We start from the raw sequence: 17,877 nt of genomic DNA on the forward strand, positions 1-17,877 counted from the left end.
TCCGCCCTTCCCTAGAGCTGCGCGTTCGCGGCGAACGTGTTGCAGGCCTGCACCGTGCCCTGCTGGTAGCCGATCATGAACCAGCGCTTGCGCTGCGCGGCCGAGCCGTGCGTGAACGAGTCCGGCACCACGCGGCCCGTGGCCTTGCGCTGCAAGGTGTCGTCACCGATCGCCGACGCCGTGGTCAGCGCCGCGTCGATGTCGCCATCCTCGAGGAAGCCCGGCCGCTTCTTGGCCTCGCGGTTGACCCAGACGCCGGAGAGACAGTCCGCCTGCAACTCGACCTTGACCTGCAGCGCGTTGGCCTCGGCCTTGTTGTCGACCTGCTGCTGCATCCGGGTCACGCGCGGCAGGATGCCGAGCAGGTTCTGGACATGGTGGCCGGCCTCATGCGCGATGATGTAGGCCGCGGTGAACTTGCAGGCGTTGCCCTGGCAGCCGCGGAAGCGCGTCTCGACCTCGCGGAAGAAATTGGTGTCGAGGAAGATCTGCTTGTCCGGCGGACAATAGAACGGTCCCATCGCCGACTGCGCCATGCCGCAGCGGCCGCCATTGGTGCTGTTGCGAAACAGCACGATCTTCGGCCCGGTGTAATTCTGGCCGCTCGACTGGAAGATCTCGCTCCAGCGGTCGTCTATCTCGCCGAGCACGCCGGCGATCATGTCGCCCATCTCGTCCTTCGGCGCGCCGGTCTTGCCGGGCGAGCGCCGATCGGCCTGATAGCTCGGCGAGCTGCCATGGCTCACCATCTCGGCGCCGCCGATCAGGATGCGCGGGTCGATGCCGAAGGCGTAGCCGATCAGGCCGAGCACGATGATGGTGCCGATGCCGAGCCCGCCGCCGCCGATCGGCAGGCCCATACCACCGCCCATGCCGCCGCCGCCATCGTCGCGACGGTCGTCGATGTCGTCGCTGCGACGGAAATCATCGTAACGCATGGCGGCCTTCCCTCACGATTCTTGCGCGGCTCTGCGCGAAATGCCTAACGCGGCAAACAGGTAAAATTTCCACTGTGTTAATCAATAACCCGGCAGGCAAAATTTGCCTAGCGCCAGCGGATAAACTGGCGCGTGCCGCACCCCGGAGGCTCTCCGCCCGCATGCAGGACAGCCGAAAAACCATTCGCAATCGACATGTTGCGGAGTGAAGGCAGCGCATCGACGAACGCCTCGTCATCGTCGGTGCGCGTGATGAACATGCTTGCTGAAATGCGAAAAATTTTCCCGGTTAAGTCCATTTTTACTTTGCCGGGTCAAAGTGTGGGCAGTCGGTTGTTAGGTCCCGCGTCGCCGACAGCGTCGCCTGAGTCAGAGTTCTTGAGTCATGGTAGAGTCGCGTCGCGGGGCGTCTGCAAAGGCGCCCCGCACTAAATTTCAGCCCCTTGAAGAGCACCGAATCATCGTCGGCGACTGCGTCGCCGAGATGTCGAAACTGCCGGCCGCATCCGTCGACCTGGTGTTTGCGGACCCGCCGTACAATCTGCAGCTCAAGGGTGAGCTCAAGCGTCCCGACGAATCGCAAGTCGATGCCGTCAACGACGATTGGGACAAGTTCTCCTCGTTCGCGGCCTATGACGACTTCACCCGCGCCTGGCTGCTCGCCGCACGCCGCGCGATGAAGCCGAGCGCGACGATCTGGGTGATCGGCTCGTATCACAACATCTTCCGCGTCGGCGCGATGATGCAGGATCTCGGCTTCTGGATCCTCAACGACATCGTCTGGCGCAAGTCGAACCCGATGCCGAACTTCCGCGGCCGCCGCTTCACCAACGCGCACGAGACCATGATCTGGGCCGCGCGCGACGAGAAGGCGAAGGGCTACACGTTCAATTACGAAGCGCTGAAGGCGTCCAACGAGGATGTCCAGGCGCGCTCGGACTGGCTGATTCCGCTGTGCACCGGCGAGGAGCGGCTGAAGGACGGCGACGGCAAGAAGGTTCACCCGACGCAGAAGCCCGAGGGCCTGCTGGCGCGGGTGCTGCTGTCATCGTCGAAGCAAGGCGATCTGGTGATCGATCCGTTCAACGGCACCGGCACCACCGGCGCCGTGGCCAAACGCCTCGGCCGTCGCTACATCGGCTTCGAGCGCGACAAGGTTTATGCGGAAGCGGCAGAACGACGCATCGCGGCAGTCGAGCCGCTCCCGGCGGAGACGCTCGCGCCGTTCATGACGGCGCGCGAGGCGCCGCGGGTGGCGTTCTCCGAGCTGATCGAGCGCGGCATGATCGCGCCTGGCGCCAAGCTCGTCGATTCCAAGCGGCGCTACGGCGCGCTGGTGCGCGCCGACGGGGCCATCATGCTCGGCGACAAGGTCGGCTCGATCCACCGCATCGGCGCCGTCGCGCAAGGCCTGCCGGCCTGCAATGGCTGGACGTTCTGGCACGTCGAGACGAAGGGCGGCCTCAGGCTGATCGACGAATTGCGCGCCGAGGTCCGCTCCGAGATGAGCGCCGCCTGAGGCTCACGACCTCTGGCGGCCCTGTCCGGAATAGCGCGCCAGCAGGTCTTCGACCTCGTACTGCTCGTCATAGCGCACGTCGTCACGGGGCACGACCGAGACCTGCGCCATGCGCTGCGGCTCGCGGCGCTGAAGCCCCGGGTGGAAACTGTCCACCGCCGGCAGGTGCATGCGATCGAGCTCCGGCTCGGCCGGCCAGCGCGACACGCGGCGCGCGGCGACGGGCTCGAGGCGCAGTTGCCGCTTGGCCCGTGCGCGCGCCAGCAGGACGCTGGTCGAGAACCCCGCAACCGCGACAGCCCCGAGGAACGCGAACAGGCGCGTGCGCGCGGCTTCATCATTGAGTCCAGTCACCGAGGTCGCCGGAGCGGCGTCGGCCACCGTCTGTGACATCGTGGTGGACGCAGCGATGTCGGCGGGCGCGGCATCGCTCGTCGCGGCAGCGACGGTGTAGGACGACGATCGCGGCGCCGGCGCGGGCTGCGCCTGCAGCGTGCCCGACGAATCCGGCCAGCGCGTCGCAACAGCAGAATCACTTGGAGCGGCATCGCTCGCCTCGGCCGTCGGCGCTGAGCTCACCGGTGCGGGCGCGGCGGGCGCCGTCGCCACGGACGGCGCGGCGGCCGGCGCAGGCGCCGCGGGAAATGCGGCAACCGGCGGGAACAAAGTGGACGACCGCGTCGCTGCGCTCGGGACCACCGACGTCGGCTTGATCTCGTCGCCGGCCTGATTCGCCGATGACTGGATTTCCGCACGCGCATCGGCCGCGGACGACGACAGCGCCGTGCGATCCCGATGCGAAGCCAATTTGCGCGCGGTGAGCGAGGCGCCCTGCGCCGCGCGATCATCCTCGCGAAGATACCAGCACTGCTTCTTAGTCGCACGATCGACGCGATAGAACCAATGCTTTCCAGCCGGAGTCTCCCCAGGCTTTGCAAGGCATTCGTCAGCAGCCGATGCCGGTTGAAACTCGACTGTCACCGCAGCCGCTCCCACCAGCACGGCAGCAGCAACACACGGCAACAAGCTCGCCGTTCGATTCGTCATCAGTCCTCCGACGATTCAACGCGCCCCCGTTGCGCCGTTTCGGCGATGACTTCGTTCGGAATAAGGCTGCCGAGGTTCCATTTGTCGAAACAATGTTAGAACAGCGGTGTCCTTTGGATGCGTTCTAATTTTTTTGGGCTGTTTTGTCGCAGCAACAGCGGGAATACGACGCGATGTGCCCGCTCATTCCGCGTCGTCGTGTTGGCGACAACACGCGGATGTGAGACGGATCGCACAAGAAAAATCATGCATGCCACTCACCGCAAGCGGCTCGCGTAAGCAATAGCCACGCGCGAACGCTGCGGATGACATCAAGCATCTTCAACTTGCATCCTACGCGAAGACGATGCTCCGCGCAGAGGTTGATGGCGTGGAGCCGAGCGCAATCGATTGCGTATCAGCTTCGTCGCGCGACACGCGCGATGACTCAACGGGACCGGCAGGCGCCGCCCTTGCTTTCGCCGGTCTCCTCGACGACCACGCAAGAATGACCGGGATCGCCGTCGGAATAGGGCGTGCCTTTCATGACCAGGAACGTCACCGAATGCGCGCCATACAGCCCGGCCGGAAAACGGATCTTGCTGCGAACGAGATATTCGCCGCTGCGATTCTCGCTAAGCGCTCCTGACGCGAGTAGTTGAACGATTCCGGCCTGCGACGGCAGCACCTCGTAGGGCACTGCGGGCACGGGGCTCACCACCGTCTTCGGGTCGATCTCCATCACGCCGCCTGGAAAGAAGCGCATCATTTCGTCGCGCGCACAGCTCGGGCCCATCTGGATGGTGGCGTTTCCACCACTGCCGATGATCGTCAGCGAGCCCTCGCGCTTGCGAATGATCAGCGGACCATCACGCTCGTCGCGCGCCGTCTCGATCTTGCCTGACGGCGCCGAGAAGGCGCTGACGGAGTATCTCGCGGCAACCACGTCCGGCGCCTTTCCGGTCATCCGACGGACCGCCCCTGCACTCACCAGGGAGCCACTCGAGGGGGCCTCGGAGAAATAGCTGAGACAGTTCGTCCGCTTCAGGAAGCTGACGCGCTCGGCGGCAACGCCGGTCACGCCCGCGAGCGGCACAGCTTGCGCGTCAGTCCGGTTGGGACGGTTCTCCATGCTGGTCGCGACGATCCGCTCGATGCGCTCGACGGCGCCCGAGACCTGCCAGATCGTGGCGCGATGGGTCGGAACAACGATGTAGAGCGGCTCGCTACCCGGCTCGATCACGATGCGCCCGGCGCGCACTTCGACGTCCTGCGAGCCCAGCGTGACATTCGACAGCGCTTCCGCCTCGTAGCCGCCGAACAGCATGACTCTGGCGTTGTCGGAGGCCGCGGGCAGCTCACAGCCTGCCCGCTCGGTCTCCTCCTTCTTAGCGGCGGCCGCACGGATCAAGCTCTGGCTGTAGTCGGTCGCCTCCTGCTGCGAGATGGTGCCGTTGCCGTCGGCATCGACCTTGCGGAACACGGCTTCAGCGACGCTCAGATAATCCTGCAGAGTCACCTCGTCCTTGCCGGCGGCGTCCAGCGTCCGGCGGATGCGCCCCGCTGCTGCGCTGCTGTTCCCCTGCGCAACAGGCAGCTTGACCGCCTCCGCCATAGAGATCCTGCCGTCCTTGTCCGCGTCGAGCGCCATCAACCGCTCAACGGTGCTGTCGATCTGCCTGTCCGGAGAGAAGCTGCTGCGGCCCCTTTGAGCCTGCCCCAGCTGGACTCTCAGCTCATAGCGCATCGTCCGCCGAATCTCGTCCTCGGTGACGAAGCCGTCGCCGTTCAGATCGTAGCGGAGCACGCCCTGAAGCGACTGGTACCTGGCCTGGACCGCCTCCATCGTGCCGTGCAGATCGACATCGCGCGCCATGAGCCGACCGTCACCGTCCGCGTCGAGCTCCAGGAACTCGTTGCGCTGTTGGTCGAGAACGTTCTCGAGCGTTGCCCCGGCCTGCACCCGCGCCAGCAACATCGGCAGGGTCCAATCCGGCTTCTGTTCTGCGCGCGCGGACGAGGTGGCGACCATCAGCGCCGCTGTCGCCCCCGCGATGATCGCCGATCGAACTATTCTTTGCTGACGAGACATGCGTCCTCCCCGCTGGCTGCATCGCCTCCTCTAGCGCAGATCGCGGAAACATCGGACGACACCTCGACATCAATCGCGCGCCAACGTAAATCGGATCACGCAGGCAAGATGAAATTCGCCGCCGCTGCGGTAATGATCGATTTACCGAGCGGGATCGTCGCGACCGGCGGCCGCCTGCTTCAGCATCTTCGACAGGGCCTTCTCGACGAGCTCGCGCGTATACGGCTTCTGGATCACCGGCGCGTCGGCGAGCTCGGCCGGGATCGGCGCGCGCTCGCCATAGCCGGTGGCGAACATGAAGGGCACCCCGAGCTCCTTCAACCTGTGTCCGACCGGCAGGCTGCTCTCGGCACCGAGATTGATGTCGAGCAGCGCGAAGCTCGGCACGGCGCGTTCGATCGACTTTAGCGCCTGATTGACCGAGGCCGCCGTGTCGATGTGACGCGCGCCGAGCTCGAGCAGGATCACTTCGGCGCCCATCGCGATGATCAGATTGTCCTCGACGATCAGAACCGTCCCGGACAGCCGCGCCGCTTCTTCCTGCTTCTGCTGATGACGAGACGGCGCGCCTGACATCGCCGGCACCATCTGCACGAAATTGGCGGGGATGACGAACCGCGCCTGCACGCCGAGCAGGTCGAAGCGGATCTCGGCATCGCCCTTGAGATCGAACGGCACCGAGCGCTCGATGATCGTGGTGCCGAAGCCGCGCCGCGTCGGCGGCTGCACCGGCGGGCCGCCGCTCTCCTTCCAGTCGATGACCAGGCTCGATCCGGGATCGAGCCGCCACAGCACCTGGACCTGGCCGGTGGAATCGGCGAGCGCGCCATACTTGGCCGAGTTGGTCATCATCTCGTGCACGACGAGCGCCAGCGTCGCGAACGCCTTGGGGTCGAGCGCGACGTCAGGACCCTCCATGCGCACGCGCCCTGCCCGCGCGCCGAGATAGGCGCCGGCCTCCGATTCGAGCAGATGGCGCAGCGCCACCGGCGCCCAATTGAGATTGGTGATCTGGTCATGCGCGCGCGCCAGCGCCTGGATGCGGCCGCCGAGCACGGAGGCGAACTCCTCCACCGACGTCGCGGTGTCCTTGCTCTGCGCAACGAGGCCGCGCACCAGGCTCAGGATGTTGCGGACGCGATGATTGAGCTCGGCGATCATCAGCTCCTGCCGCTCCTGCGCGCCGCGCCGCTCGCGCGCTGCGAGCTCCGACAATTGCAGGATCACTTCCAGCAGCGTGACACGCAAGCTCTCGGCGATGCGCAGGTCCGCCGCGGACCACGGCTTCGACTGGCCGGCCACCGTCTGCTGCCACAGCTCGAAGCTCTTGCGCGGCGTCAGGCGCGCGCCGAGCGGACCTTCGGCATAGACCTTGTTGGGATCGCCGGCCCAGTTGACCGAGCGCAGCACCTCGCGGCGGAAGAAGATCAGGCAGTCGCGCGGCGCGCGCGAGATCGGGATGGCGAGGAAGCCCGCGGCGCGATCGCGGAACGCCTCGCCCGCTGCATACACCTTGGCGATCTCGGCGCTGGCGCAGATGCGTCCGGGCGAGGTGCGATTGATGAAGCCGATGAGGTCCTGCACCTCCGCTTCCGTCGGCGTCTCGCCATCGAGCGTGATCCCGTCGTCGGACCACACCGCAAGGCCGTCGCATTCGATCATCTGGCGATAATCAGCGACGAACTCCAGAATCGCGCGCTTGCTGTGCGCCTGCCCCGCGGCGCGCTCGATCAGCCGCTCCTGGATCTGGTGCGCGCGGCTTTCGTAGGCGACGTCGGTCTCGCGCTCCCGGGCCTCGAGCAGCCAGGAATACATCTGGCCGAACAGCTCGGCCGCGGTGCGCTTCTCGAAGGACAGGTGACGCGGCGAATAATGATGGCAGGCGAACAGCCCCCACAGCTTGCCGTCGCGCAGGATCGAGACCGACATCGAGGCGCCGACGCCCATGTTGCGCAGATACTCGATGTGGACCGGCGAGACCGCGCGCAGCACGCTCATCGACAGGTCGAGCAGGCCTGCATTGTGCGCCGGTGTCGACATCAGCGGCGCCGGCACAGCGTTGATGTCGGCGATGATGCGCAGCCAGTTGCGCTGATAGAGCTGCCGCGCCTGCCTCGGAATGTCCGAGGCAGGGTAGTGCAATCCGAGAAAAGGCTCGAGGCCGGAGCCCGCGGTCTCGGCAATGACCTCGCCCGAGCCATCCGGATGGAAGCGGTAGACCATGACGCGATCGAAGCCGGTCAACAGCTTGAGCTGCCGCGCCGCCTCCTGCGCGAGGTCCGTCATGCCGGTCGTCTTGCGGATGCGGCCGAGCATCAGCCGCACCAGTTCGCCCGAATTGACTCCCGCCTCGATCAGGCTGGGCTCCGCCTCGACGACCAGATAGGCGCCGGAGAAATGGATGGCGAGATCGAACAGCCGGCCATGTCCCTGCAGGTCGACGCCGAACACGCGCTCGACCGCATCAGGACCACTGAGATAATCGACGCGCGCGCGGATCACCGCCGTGGCACTCTCCGACATCACCGCGGTCAGCGGCTTGTGCAGAATCCAGCCGATGTCGCCGCCGAGAAAGTCCGGCGCGTTCTCCGAGGCCATGCAGATCGTGAAATCCGACACCAGCGCCAGCAGGAAGCCGAACGGCTGAACGTGGCCCGGCACGTGGATCGGCTCACGATCGCAATTGGTGAGATTGACCGGCTCGTTCATGCGGATGCCATCGCGGTCGCAAACACCGCGAAGGTCTCGCGCGCACTCGCAATCGTCCGTCGCTGATCGTCCGGCGTCATCGGCTCGTCGGCGAGCTGAGCAAGGAAGCTGCGCCACAGCCCCTGGCCCGCCCCATGCCGCAGATAGCGCGTGGCTCGACGCACGCGCGGATCCGCCGACGCGGTGACGATGCGCAGCAGATAGACCGCGCCGAGGCGCGATCCTTCCAGGACATAGAGCGTGCCAAACACGAAAGGACGATCCAGCGGCCGGGGCGGCAGCTCGATCTGAGCGGCCCGGCCGTTGAGATCTGCAAGATCCGCACAGATCGCCTCCGCGCGGCGACGCACCGGCCAGTCGCCGAGGACAGCGTCGGCGCCGGCGCGGTCGAGCATCTGTTCCAGCGGCAACAGCGCGGCCGCGCTCGCCTGCAGGAACCGGCGATAATGTGCGGTCGTTGTCAGGTCGAAGCGGCTGAGACGCTCGTCCAGGGCGTGATGGGCCGCCGATGTGGCGGCCTTCAATCGGTCGCGAATGCCGTCGGTGTCGTCAGCGCGAATGGGATCATCGGTAAGGGCAGCCAGCGGCATCAAGGGGCTCAAAAAAAGAGATGGGCCGCAGGCGCGCCACGGCCTCATGCAACGTCGCTGGAATGGGGCAGTTCCCTCTCCAGCGCGCTTTTTTCTCGCGCGATAGTGCCCAGCCGGTTCTTCTCCCTCCCTCAGGCCAACTCGGCAAGCGCCCGCTTCACCGCCGGCCGCTCCGCCATGCGCTTGAAATGGTCGGCGACCTTCGGGAAGGCGTTGATGTCGACGCCGTCGCCTTCCAGCCATTGCGCGATCGTGAACAGATAGGGATCGCAGATCGTGTACTGCTCGCCCATCACCCACGGGCCGTGCAGCATCTTCTCTTCGATCAGCGCGAAGCAGGCGCCCATCGTCTCCGGCACCTTCTTCTTCATGTCGGCGAAGGAGGATTCGTCGGTCGCCCAGCGATAGCCGCGCATCTTGTGCGCGTGGGCGATGTGGACCGTCGAGCAGAGATAGCTGGTGAAGGACTGCACTTGCGCAAAGGCGAAGATGTCGTCGAGCGGCGCGAGATGCGCCTCCGGGAAGCGTTGCGCGATATAGGCGAGCATCGCCGGCGTCTCGGTCAGGATGCCCTGCTCCGTCACCAGCGCCGGCACGCGGCCCTTGGGGTTGATCGCGAGATAGCCCGGGCTGTTCTGCTGGTTGGTCTTGAAGCTGAGCTTCTCGATCGCGTAGGCCGCGCCGGTTTCGGCAAGCGCGATGTGGGAGGCGAGCGCACAGGTGCCTGGCGCGACATAGAGCTTGAGCATGGTGACCCCTGACAGATGATGCCGGACCGTAGCGGCGCCGGTTCGGGCCGTCCACCCCTGCCCGTGCGCCCCTGTCATTCATGCTGGCCGGCGAGGAACTCGACCAGCGCCTGACGGTCGCCGGCATTCTTGATGCCGGGAAACACCATCAGCGTGCCCGGCACCATCCTCTGCGGGTCTGTGAGATAGGTGTCCAGCGTCTCGCGGGTCCAGACCAGGCCGGAGCTCTTGTTGGCGGAGGAGTAGTTGAATCCAGGCACCGTGCCGGCCTTGCGGTCGAGCACGCCTGATAGCGACGGCCCGAGCTTGTTGCGACCCGGCTCGAGCGAATGGCACATCGCGCAGGATTTCTTGAACTGCGCCTCGCCGAGGTCGGAGGCCGCCCGCGCGGGCCGGACATCGCTCATGATCATCGCAGCGCCGAGCGCAGCAAGCGCGTAAACAGTCGGGGGCATAGTTGCGGTCGCTGTCAATTCGGCAATCCCAGGATGATCAGCGTCGGATTGCCGAGCTCGCCGAAGGTGATGCGGGAGACGTTGCCGGAGGTCAGCGCGACATATTGCCTGCCGCCGGCCTGGTAGGTGACGACGCCGCCGGCGATCATGCCCTGGGTGGCCAGCGTGTACAGCGGCTTGCCGGTCTGGCTGTCGAGCGCGAAGAAATTGCCGCCGGTGTCGCCGCCGAGGACGAGACCGCCCGATGTCGCCGTGATGCCGCTGACCACCGGCTTGGCGGCCTTGTATTGCCATTTCACCTCGCCGCTGACCGCATTCAGGCTGGTCACCCACCCGGCCGCCTTGTCCGGCGGATCGAGCGTCGGCTCGCCGCCGAAGAAGAACTCGCCCGCGACATATTTGGCGTCGCCCTTCTTGAAGGTGCCGCACCAGTCGACCGCGCCGAAATACAAGGAGCCGTTGACCGGATCGTAGCTGCCGCCGTTCCATTCGACGCCGCCGAGCAGGCCGGGACAGACGTGCACGCCGGCTTCGGTCGGCCGCGCCGTCACATTGTCGATCGTCGTCACCGGCACGCGATAGATCGGCTTGCGCGTGGCGCGGTCGATCGCAGTGACGAAGCCGTCCTTGCCGCCGAATGCGACGATGTCCTGGATCTCGGGCGAGCGGAACAAGGTGGGCGCGGCGCCGAGATCATGGTCGATGCCGTCATTGGCCTTGACCTGATGATACCATTTCAGCGCGCCGGTGCGCGCATCCAGCACCACCAGCGAGTCCGTATAGAGATTGTCGCCCGGCCGATATTCCGGGAACATGTCGGGCGCGGGATTGCCGACCGGCACGAACAGCTCGCCGGTGGTGATGTCGAGCGACAGCGTCGACCACGAGCCGCCACCGCCGGTCAGCGCCGACTTCTTGTTCTGCCAGGTCTCCGCGCCCGGCTGGTCTCCGGTCGGGATGGTGTCGAAGCGCCAGACCTCTCGCCCCGTCAGCACGTCGAACGCCATGACGCGGCCGCGCACGCCCCAGTCCGAGCCGGCGGTGGCGGTGAAGACGAGCCCGTTCCAGCCGACCGGCGCGCCCGACAGGAATTCGCCGAGCATGGAATCGCCGACCATGTTCTGCCAGATCAGCGCGCCGCTCTGCGCATCGAGCGCGAGCAGATGGCCGTCCGGCGTGCCGCGGATGACACGGCCATTGATGACCGCGACGCCGCGATTGACCGGCCAGACATCCTCGCGCGCGGACTCGTAAGTGTGCCGCCACTTCTCCTTGCAGGTGGCGGCATCGAGCGCGAACGTCAACCGCGCGGTCGTCAGATACATCACGCCGTCGATCACGACGGGGCCGGTCTGGAACGGGCCGCCCTCCTGCAGCTGGACCCGGCAGATCTCCTTCAGCTCGCCCACGTTCTTGGTGTTGATCTGCTTCAGCCGCTGATAGCGCTGCCCCATGTAGTCGTTGTTGTAGGCCGGCCAGTCGACGCCCGATCCGGCCTGAGCGAGCGTGGCGTGCGCGAGCAGGCCCAATCCGGCCAGAGCGGCGACGGGCAACGGACCACGGTTCCGAGACTTCGTACCCACACGCACCTTGCACCTCCTGCTTGGCAGCATTGTTGTCGGCGACAGGCGCCCCGCTCGCGCGAGCGCCCGCAAGGCGCGGGGGCGCAGCCCATCGCGATCACCAGATTGAAGGACGTGTTTGAGAGAGGTCAGATCGGCGCCACATCCATCGTGTGCACCGCCGTCGGGAAATAGCGGAAGCCGTCGCCGGCCTTGCCGATGTGCCCGATGCCCGGCCACGGGAAGTGATAGCCGAGAATCCGCGTCCGGTTGGCAGCGAGCATGTCGAGCACGCGAACGCGGGTCTTGGCCGCCTGCTTCGGGTCGGTGTCATAGGCGAACTCGATCAGCGGCTTCTCGATCAGGAGCACCGGGTGATGCGAGATGTCGCCGATGTAGCAGAGCTGGTCCTTGCCCGACTGGATCAGGAAGATCGTGTGTCCGACCGTATGGCCCGGCGTGAACATCGCCTGCACGCCCGGCAGGAACTCCTGGCCGTCCTTGAAGAAGGTGATTCGGTCCTTCACCGGCATCAGATTGCGCACCGCCTGCTCGTAGAACGCCTTGTAGTTCGGCCCGACCTTGGCCTCGTCGGTCCAGAAGGTGAAGTCGGCCTCGGAGATGAACAGCTCGGCATTGGGGAAGCTCGGCTTGCCGTCCGGCCCGATGACGCCGCCGCAATGATCGATATGCGCATGCGTCATCACCAAAGCATCGACATCTTTGGCCTCGATGCCGGCCTGCTTCAGGGTCATCAGCATCTTGCCGGTGGTGTCGCCGAACAGTTTCGAGACGCCCATGCCGTTATCGAAGATGATGATCTTGTCGCCGGTGTTGAGCACCAGGATGTTCTGCTCCAGCGTCGCAGCGCCTGTGGGCAGGAAGTTGCTCGTCAGCATGGAATCGAGATCGCCCGGAGAGATGCCGAGGAACGCGGCATGGGGGTCACCGAGCGGCAGCACGCCGTCGGAGATGATGGTGGCCTCGGCCGAGCCGAGCTTGAAGCGGAAGAAGGTCGGCGCCTGCGTATTCAGGAACGGGCCCTTGGCCAGGACGGGACCCGTGATCCCGGAGAGACCATAGAGTCCGGCCGCAGCGCCAAGGCCGAGCATTGAACGACGCGAAAATCCAGTCATCTCTGTCATGTCTTGCCTCCCCAAACCGATCGTGTTTCCTCGCTCGCGTTGGTCCGAGCTGCCGATCATGATGTTGTCCCTTCAACAAGGCGCCGACGCTTTCCCTTTCTCGCTGAGCATGCCGCGCGATGTGCACGCCGCTCATGGTCATGTGACGCCCAGGTTTCCGCGCTCACCCCTCCCAAGGAACACGCTGACAGCGTGTTCCTTGTCTCGTGTGCAGCGGCCACTCCGCCGCTAGACCCTCATGGTGAGGAGGCGCGTAGCGCCGTCTCGAACCATGAAGCCCCAGCGTCGGCCTCGCCCTTCGAGACGCCCGCCTCCGGCGGGCTCCTCAGGGTGAGGGTCGACAGCTCGAAATACGTGTACGCGCTCAAAGCGCGCGAGCATCAAACACAATCTAAGATTATCTACATCCGCAATGCACTCGCAACGTAAAAGACGAGCCAAGCGAAAGGATTCAGCGCTGCAGTCGCGAAGCTTGACGCAGCGTCGGCGGCTGCTTGCAGAACAATCGTCACAGACGACGGGACACAGGGTCCGGCCGCACCGATCGGATCTCGGCTCCGCGAGCCACGCACGTCCCTGCCCTGGAGAAACATTGTTCCTGCCGATCGATGACAATGGCGCGACAGACATGACCTCGCCGTCTCGCGACGCGAAGCGCCCGAGCTGTTGCCGAGAACGACCCTCGATAAAGTGGAGGGCGCAGGGAATGCCGGGTGCTGGCCGCAACCCATGGCCCGCCTGCAACAAAGAAAGCAGGCGGCAGTCACCACAGGTCCAGCCGGATCATCCGGCATTCCCTGCGCGATGGGTTTCCGTCTTATACGTGATCTCCCCGGGGACCGGCTGTCTTGCCCCCGTCGCGAGCGGATCATCATCACCGCCCGCTTGGCATCAGCATCGGGATGCCAGGACCACACGATTTCAACGTCCGCGAAAGACCCCACACCGCGCCACGACGGCAAGCCGCCGCAGCCCTGCACGAGACCGGTCGACGCCGTTCGTCCAACGACACCGTCGCAGCCACCGCATCCCGCCCCGCGTGTCGTGACGACGCGTACGCCCCTCCTGCCGGGACGGAACGGGGCGGATAAGACACCTGATTTGGGGTGGGAGTCAAGAGAAATTCTGAAAACCGGAATACACTCTCGGACGACCGCTAAGGTCCGCGCGCTCACGTCCGCGGCGGCGGACCGAGTGCGATTTCGATCAACAGTGTGTCGCAATATTCGATCCATTCCACGATGCGACCGTTCTGCAGGCGAAGGACGTTGCAGTAAGTGTTGTTGTAGGCCGCTCCGTCGTTCGTCGTGTTGCGGCCACGCGCCTCGACCACGACACGGTCATCCTCGGCCGTCAGTCGGATCGGGATGGTGGTGATCCGGCCGAGCCGCGCCCGCAGCGGCGCGAACAACTCGGCGAGAACCGTTGCCTTGCCGTCATAGCTACGCGACCACGATCCGGTCCCCATGATGACGAAGCGAAAATCGTCCGCAAGCTGCGCGAGCAGCGGTTGCGGATTGCTGTTTGCGAGTTCGTCGAACACATACTGCACGATCTGCTTGTTGCTCTGTTGCGCTGCTTCTGCGGTGCTCATCGGTACCTCATTCGTTGAGTTTGTCGTTCGTCGCATCAGCGGGACTGCTTCAGCGTGGCAGGAAATGATCCCAGCACCGTCTCCGTCAGCGCCGAATCGCAATACTCGCGGATTTCGACAATGCGCCCTTCGTTGAGCCGAAAGATCAGGCAGTAGTCATTGTTGTAGGGATCACCGGCCCGGGTGCGCATGTCGCCCTTGGCCTCGACCACGACCAGGTCGTCCTCCGCGATGAAGCGCAGCGGAATGGTGCGGCGTCCATCCGCCAGCAGGCCGGCGAGGTGACCATAGAAGTCGTGCAGCAGCGCGGCCTTGCCCCTGATCGTCGGCGACCACGAATATTGCCCCGTGACCACCATCGTGACGTCGTCGGCGATGGCCGCGACATAGGCCGTGCGATCGCCGCCGGCGGCTTTCGCAAGCAGGTCCTGCATCAATTGCTTGTTGGCGGTGGCGGTCATGACATCTCTCCCGATTTCCATGGCGACGGGGGAAGCATGCCGCGCGGCAGCGCATTCTTCCAATCGATATCGGATATGATATCAATTCGTCCGATGAATTTGGCCGCGCTCGATCTCAATCTGCTGGTCGCGCTCGACGCGCTGCTCCGCGAGAGCAGCGTCAGCCGGGCGGCGCTGCGGATCGGGCTGTCCCAGCCGGCCGCCAGCCACGCGCTGCAGCGGTTGCGCGACCTGCTCGGCGATCCGCTGCTGGTGCGGACGGGCGCGCGGATGGAGCTGACACCGCGCGCCCGCGCGCTGCAGGCTCCGCTGGCGCAGGCGCTCGATCAGGTGCGCGGCCTGTTCACGCCGGACGTCTTCGACGCCGTCAGCAGCGAGCGCCAGTTCCGCCTGATGATGCCGGATCTCGCGGTGGAGCTGCTGATGCCCGCGTTCATGGCCAAGGTGACGCGCGCCGCGCCCAACATCCGTATCGACGTCGTGCCGTGGCGAGGACCCGCGATCTTCCACGCCGAGTTCGCGCGGACCATCGACATGGTTATCTCGATCGGCAACGCCTTCAAAGGCTTTCACCGCCAGTTGCTCTACACCGACAGCGATGCCCTGGCGGTGCGGCGAAATCATCCGATCGGCAAGCGGCTGAGCCGGAGCGACGACTTCCTGGCCGCGAGGCATGTCGCTGTGGTGCTGCGCGGCCAGGGCGAAGACCTGATCGACAACTGGCTGCGCAGCAAAGGCTGGGAACGGCGGATTGCGCTGGTCGTGCCGAGCTACATCGAGGCGCTGCATGTCGCCGCACGCACTGATCTCGTCGCCTTCGTGCCGCGCCGCCTGATCGCGGCGTTGGCGCGCGCCCTGTCGCTATCGACGGTCAGACCGCCGATCGATCCCGGAATCGACGAACAATACATTTTTTATCCGACCAGGGCGCAGGTCGAGCCGGGCTCCATTTGGCTGCGGACGCTGATGCTGGAAACGGGCCGCGAGCTTGGCGGCGCGGCAAGCCGCGCGACGAATCGGAGATGAGCGATCCGTACCGACGGACATCGCTGGTACGGATTCCAAAGCGCGCGAACTTTTGGCTGGCGTCCTGCCTGTCGTCGCGCTATCAAGTCGTTGCTGCGCTCATGCGCACCGTAAGCGTCTCACGTCAGGCAACGCATTCAACGGATCGGCTCGATCCGGAGGAATGCAGGACGCGTTGCCCGTGATCGACCGATCGAATTCCAGAAATGACATTATGAAACAACCTGCTGAACCGCGCTCGCGCAGGAAACTGCCGGCGCGCTATGCGGCCGTCATCATGCCGCTGACGCTCTCGGTGCTGATGACGTTCGTCGTGTCCGCCATCGCCACGCTGAAGAGTCTCGGGCCGACGCCAGCGTTCATCGCGACTTGGCCGGCGGCGTGGGCCATCTCCTGGGTCGTCGCGTTCCCCACCCTGCTCGCGGTGCTGCCGCTGGTGCGGCGGATCGTGGCGCTCGTGGTGGAGACGCCCAGGCCGAACTAAGCGAGGGTGGCGGGGCGACTGACATGCGGCCCCGGTGTCCGCCTCACCCTCCGCCGTCGTCCCGGACAAGCTGCGACGCGCGACAGCGCGGCGCTGCGCCGATCCGGGATCCATACGCCGCGGCTGTCGTAATAGGCAAAATGCCCATGACCAGCGTGCCTCAAACCGCTCCCTGGGGGTATGGGTCCCGGCTCAAGGCCGGGACGACGGCGATGGTTGTCGCGACCGTAGGGTGGGCAAAGCAGTCGCCGAACGCGGCGGCGCGCCCACCGTCTCGCGACTGACTCGCTGACAGATGGTGGGCACGGCGCGGGGGAAATATCGTCTGGACCAAACGTCTTTCGGGGCGCGCCTTTGCCTACCCTACGGACTACAAACTACGCACTTAGCGCGCCCTCACTCCCCCAGCCCATGCGCGACGACCTTGCGCATCACATTCGGCAACGCCTCGCCGTCGAGCGTGGCGATCGGGACCCAGCGCATGCCGTCCGGCGCGCGGGTGCGGGCCGGCACTTTCGCGGTGTAGACCACCAGCTCCAGCGGGAAATGGGTGAAAACGTGGGTGACGACGCCGAGCTTGCGGTGCCAGCGTTTCACGCCAGCCAGCTCCGGGGCCTGCGCGAGCGCATCGGCGTCGGCTTGGCCAGCCAACCACTCCGAGCCGGGGACCTCGGTCATGCCGCCGAGCAGGCCCTTCGCGGGGCGCGAGCGCACCAGCAGTTCGTCGCCTCGGACCACAACGAACGCGGCCCCTCGCCGGAGCACACCGGTCTTCTTCGCTGCCTTGCGCGGGAACGTCTCCTGGTCGCCGCACTCGCGCGCGGCGCAATCCTCGTTGAGCGGACACAGCGAGCACGCCGGCTTCTTCGGCGTGCAGATGGTGGCGCCGAGGTCCATCAGGGCCTGGGCGCTATCACCGGCGCGCGAGGGGCCGAGCAAAGTGGCGGCCAGCGCCTGGATCTGCGGCTTGGCTTGCGGCAGAGCTTCCTCAATCCTGAACAGCCGGCTCGTCACGCGCTCGATGTTGCCGTCGACCGGCATGGTCTGGCGATCGAACGCGATCGCCGCGATCGCGGCCGCGGTGTATGGGCCGATGCCGGGCAGCGCGCGCAAGCCCTCCTCGGTGTCCGGGAAGGCGCCGCCATGCTCGCGCAGCACGGTGACGGCGCAGGCGTGCAGGTTGCGCGCCCGCGAGTAATAGCCGAGGCCGGCCCACATCCGCAGCACGTCGTCGAGCTCGGCGCTGCCGAGCGCCGAGACATCCGGCCAGCGCGCCAGGAATTTTTCGAAATACGGACCGACCGCCTTCACCGTGGTCTGCTGCAGCATGATCTCGGACAGCCACACCCGGTACGGGTCCGAGCGCTGCCCGGCCGGCGCCCGCCACGGCAGCCGCCGGCGGTGGCGGTCGTACCAGGCGAGCAGTTGCGCCGGGCGCTGGGCGGTTGGATCAATCCGCTGTTGGTTCTTGCGCTTGGAAGGAAGGGCTGATGACACCATTGGCTTAATCTAGTACGTCAGGAGCCA

At 65.7% G+C, this 17,877-nt stretch carries 16 protein-coding genes; 3 read left to right on the forward strand and 13 right to left on the reverse strand.

Going from position 1 to position 17,877, the window contains the following annotated elements; translation table 11 throughout:
• Window positions 1-11: 11 nt before the first annotated feature.
• Window positions 12-938, reverse strand: a complete 927-nt coding sequence (locus NLR35_RS08005; RefSeq protein WP_257166003.1) for a neutral zinc metallopeptidase — start codon at window positions 936-938, stop codon at window positions 12-14.
• 107 nt (window positions 939-1,045) lie between these two features.
• Window positions 1,046-1,237: a hypothetical protein gene (locus tag NLR35_RS08010; RefSeq protein ID WP_257166004.1), complete on the reverse strand. Its 192-nt coding sequence runs from the start codon at window positions 1,235-1,237 to the stop codon at window positions 1,046-1,048.
• A gap of 86 nt (window positions 1,238-1,323) precedes the next feature.
• On the opposite strand from NLR35_RS08010, the gene NLR35_RS08015 reads away from it, so the two are divergent.
• Window positions 1,324-2,457 (forward strand): site-specific DNA-methyltransferase, encoded by a 1,134-nt coding sequence (locus tag NLR35_RS08015; RefSeq protein ID WP_306577301.1) that lies wholly within the window; start codon window positions 1,324-1,326, stop codon window positions 2,455-2,457.
• Between the two features lie 3 nt (window positions 2,458-2,460).
• On the opposite strand, the gene NLR35_RS08020 is transcribed toward NLR35_RS08015, so the two are convergent.
• The 10 genes from NLR35_RS08020 to NLR35_RS08065 form a co-directional block, all read right to left on the reverse strand.
• Window positions 2,461-3,504, reverse strand: coding sequence for a hypothetical protein (locus tag NLR35_RS08020; RefSeq protein WP_257166006.1), 1,044 nt, complete (start codon window positions 3,502-3,504; stop codon window positions 2,461-2,463).
• A gap of 427 nt (window positions 3,505-3,931) precedes the next feature.
• The gene (locus NLR35_RS08025) at window positions 3,932-5,575 is read right to left on the reverse strand and encodes an EF-hand domain-containing protein (RefSeq protein WP_257166007.1); all 1,644 of its coding nucleotides are present in this window, start codon (window positions 5,573-5,575) and stop codon (window positions 3,932-3,934) included.
• Window positions 5,576-5,716: 141 nt separating this feature from the next.
• Entirely contained in the window at window positions 5,717-8,284 is a 2,568-nt protein-coding gene (locus NLR35_RS08030; RefSeq protein ID WP_257166008.1) for an HWE histidine kinase domain-containing protein, read from the reverse strand.
• On the reverse strand, window positions 8,281-8,874 hold the full coding sequence (locus NLR35_RS08035; RefSeq protein ID WP_257166009.1) for a biliverdin-producing heme oxygenase: 594 nt from the start codon (window positions 8,872-8,874) through the stop codon (window positions 8,281-8,283). The genes NLR35_RS08030 and NLR35_RS08035 overlap by 4 nt, the downstream gene beginning before the upstream one ends.
• Window positions 8,875-9,005: 131 nt before the next feature.
• Window positions 9,006-9,623, reverse strand: coding sequence for a glutathione S-transferase family protein (locus tag NLR35_RS08040; protein ID WP_257166010.1), 618 nt, complete (start codon window positions 9,621-9,623; stop codon window positions 9,006-9,008).
• Between the two features lie 74 nt (window positions 9,624-9,697).
• Window positions 9,698-10,078: a cytochrome c family protein gene (locus NLR35_RS08045; protein ID WP_257166011.1), complete on the reverse strand. Its 381-nt coding sequence runs from the start codon at window positions 10,076-10,078 to the stop codon at window positions 9,698-9,700.
• A gap of 14 nt (window positions 10,079-10,092) precedes the next feature.
• Window positions 10,093-11,631 (reverse strand): PQQ-binding-like beta-propeller repeat protein, encoded by a 1,539-nt coding sequence (locus tag NLR35_RS08050; protein WP_257166012.1) that lies wholly within the window; start codon window positions 11,629-11,631, stop codon window positions 10,093-10,095.
• Window positions 11,632-11,789: 158 nt separating this feature from the next.
• Window positions 11,790-12,785: an MBL fold metallo-hydrolase gene (locus tag NLR35_RS08055; protein WP_374940795.1), complete on the reverse strand. Its 996-nt coding sequence runs from the start codon at window positions 12,783-12,785 to the stop codon at window positions 11,790-11,792.
• Between the two features lie 1,171 nt (window positions 12,786-13,956).
• Window positions 13,957-14,379, reverse strand: coding sequence for a nuclear transport factor 2 family protein (locus tag NLR35_RS08060; protein WP_257166013.1), 423 nt, complete (start codon window positions 14,377-14,379; stop codon window positions 13,957-13,959).
• 35 nt (window positions 14,380-14,414) lie between these two features.
• A complete protein-coding gene (locus tag NLR35_RS08065) occupies window positions 14,415-14,840 on the reverse strand; it encodes a nuclear transport factor 2 family protein (protein ID WP_257166014.1) in 426 nt (141 codons plus the stop codon).
• Between the two features lie 93 nt (window positions 14,841-14,933).
• Here NLR35_RS08065 and NLR35_RS08070 point away from each other — a divergent pair, with 93 nt between their 5' ends.
• Together NLR35_RS08070 and NLR35_RS08075 are read left to right on the forward strand one after the other, a co-directional pair.
• The gene (locus NLR35_RS08070; RefSeq protein ID WP_257166157.1) at window positions 14,934-15,866 is read left to right on the forward strand and encodes a LysR family transcriptional regulator; all 933 of its coding nucleotides are present in this window, start codon (window positions 14,934-14,936) and stop codon (window positions 15,864-15,866) included.
• A 214-nt stretch (window positions 15,867-16,080) separates the two neighbouring features.
• Entirely contained in the window at window positions 16,081-16,350 is a 270-nt protein-coding gene (locus NLR35_RS08075; RefSeq protein WP_257166158.1) for a DUF2798 domain-containing protein, read from the forward strand.
• Between the two features lie 396 nt (window positions 16,351-16,746).
• On the opposite strand, the gene mutY is transcribed toward NLR35_RS08075, so the two are convergent.
• The gene (mutY, locus tag NLR35_RS08080; RefSeq protein ID WP_257166015.1) at window positions 16,747-17,850 is read right to left on the reverse strand and encodes an A/G-specific adenine glycosylase; all 1,104 of its coding nucleotides are present in this window, start codon (window positions 17,848-17,850) and stop codon (window positions 16,747-16,749) included.
• Between the last annotated feature and the right edge of the window lie 27 nt (window positions 17,851-17,877).

The organism is Bradyrhizobium sp. SRS-191 (assembly GCF_024586915.1).
GTDB lineage: Bacteria > Pseudomonadota > Alphaproteobacteria > Rhizobiales > Xanthobacteraceae > Bradyrhizobium.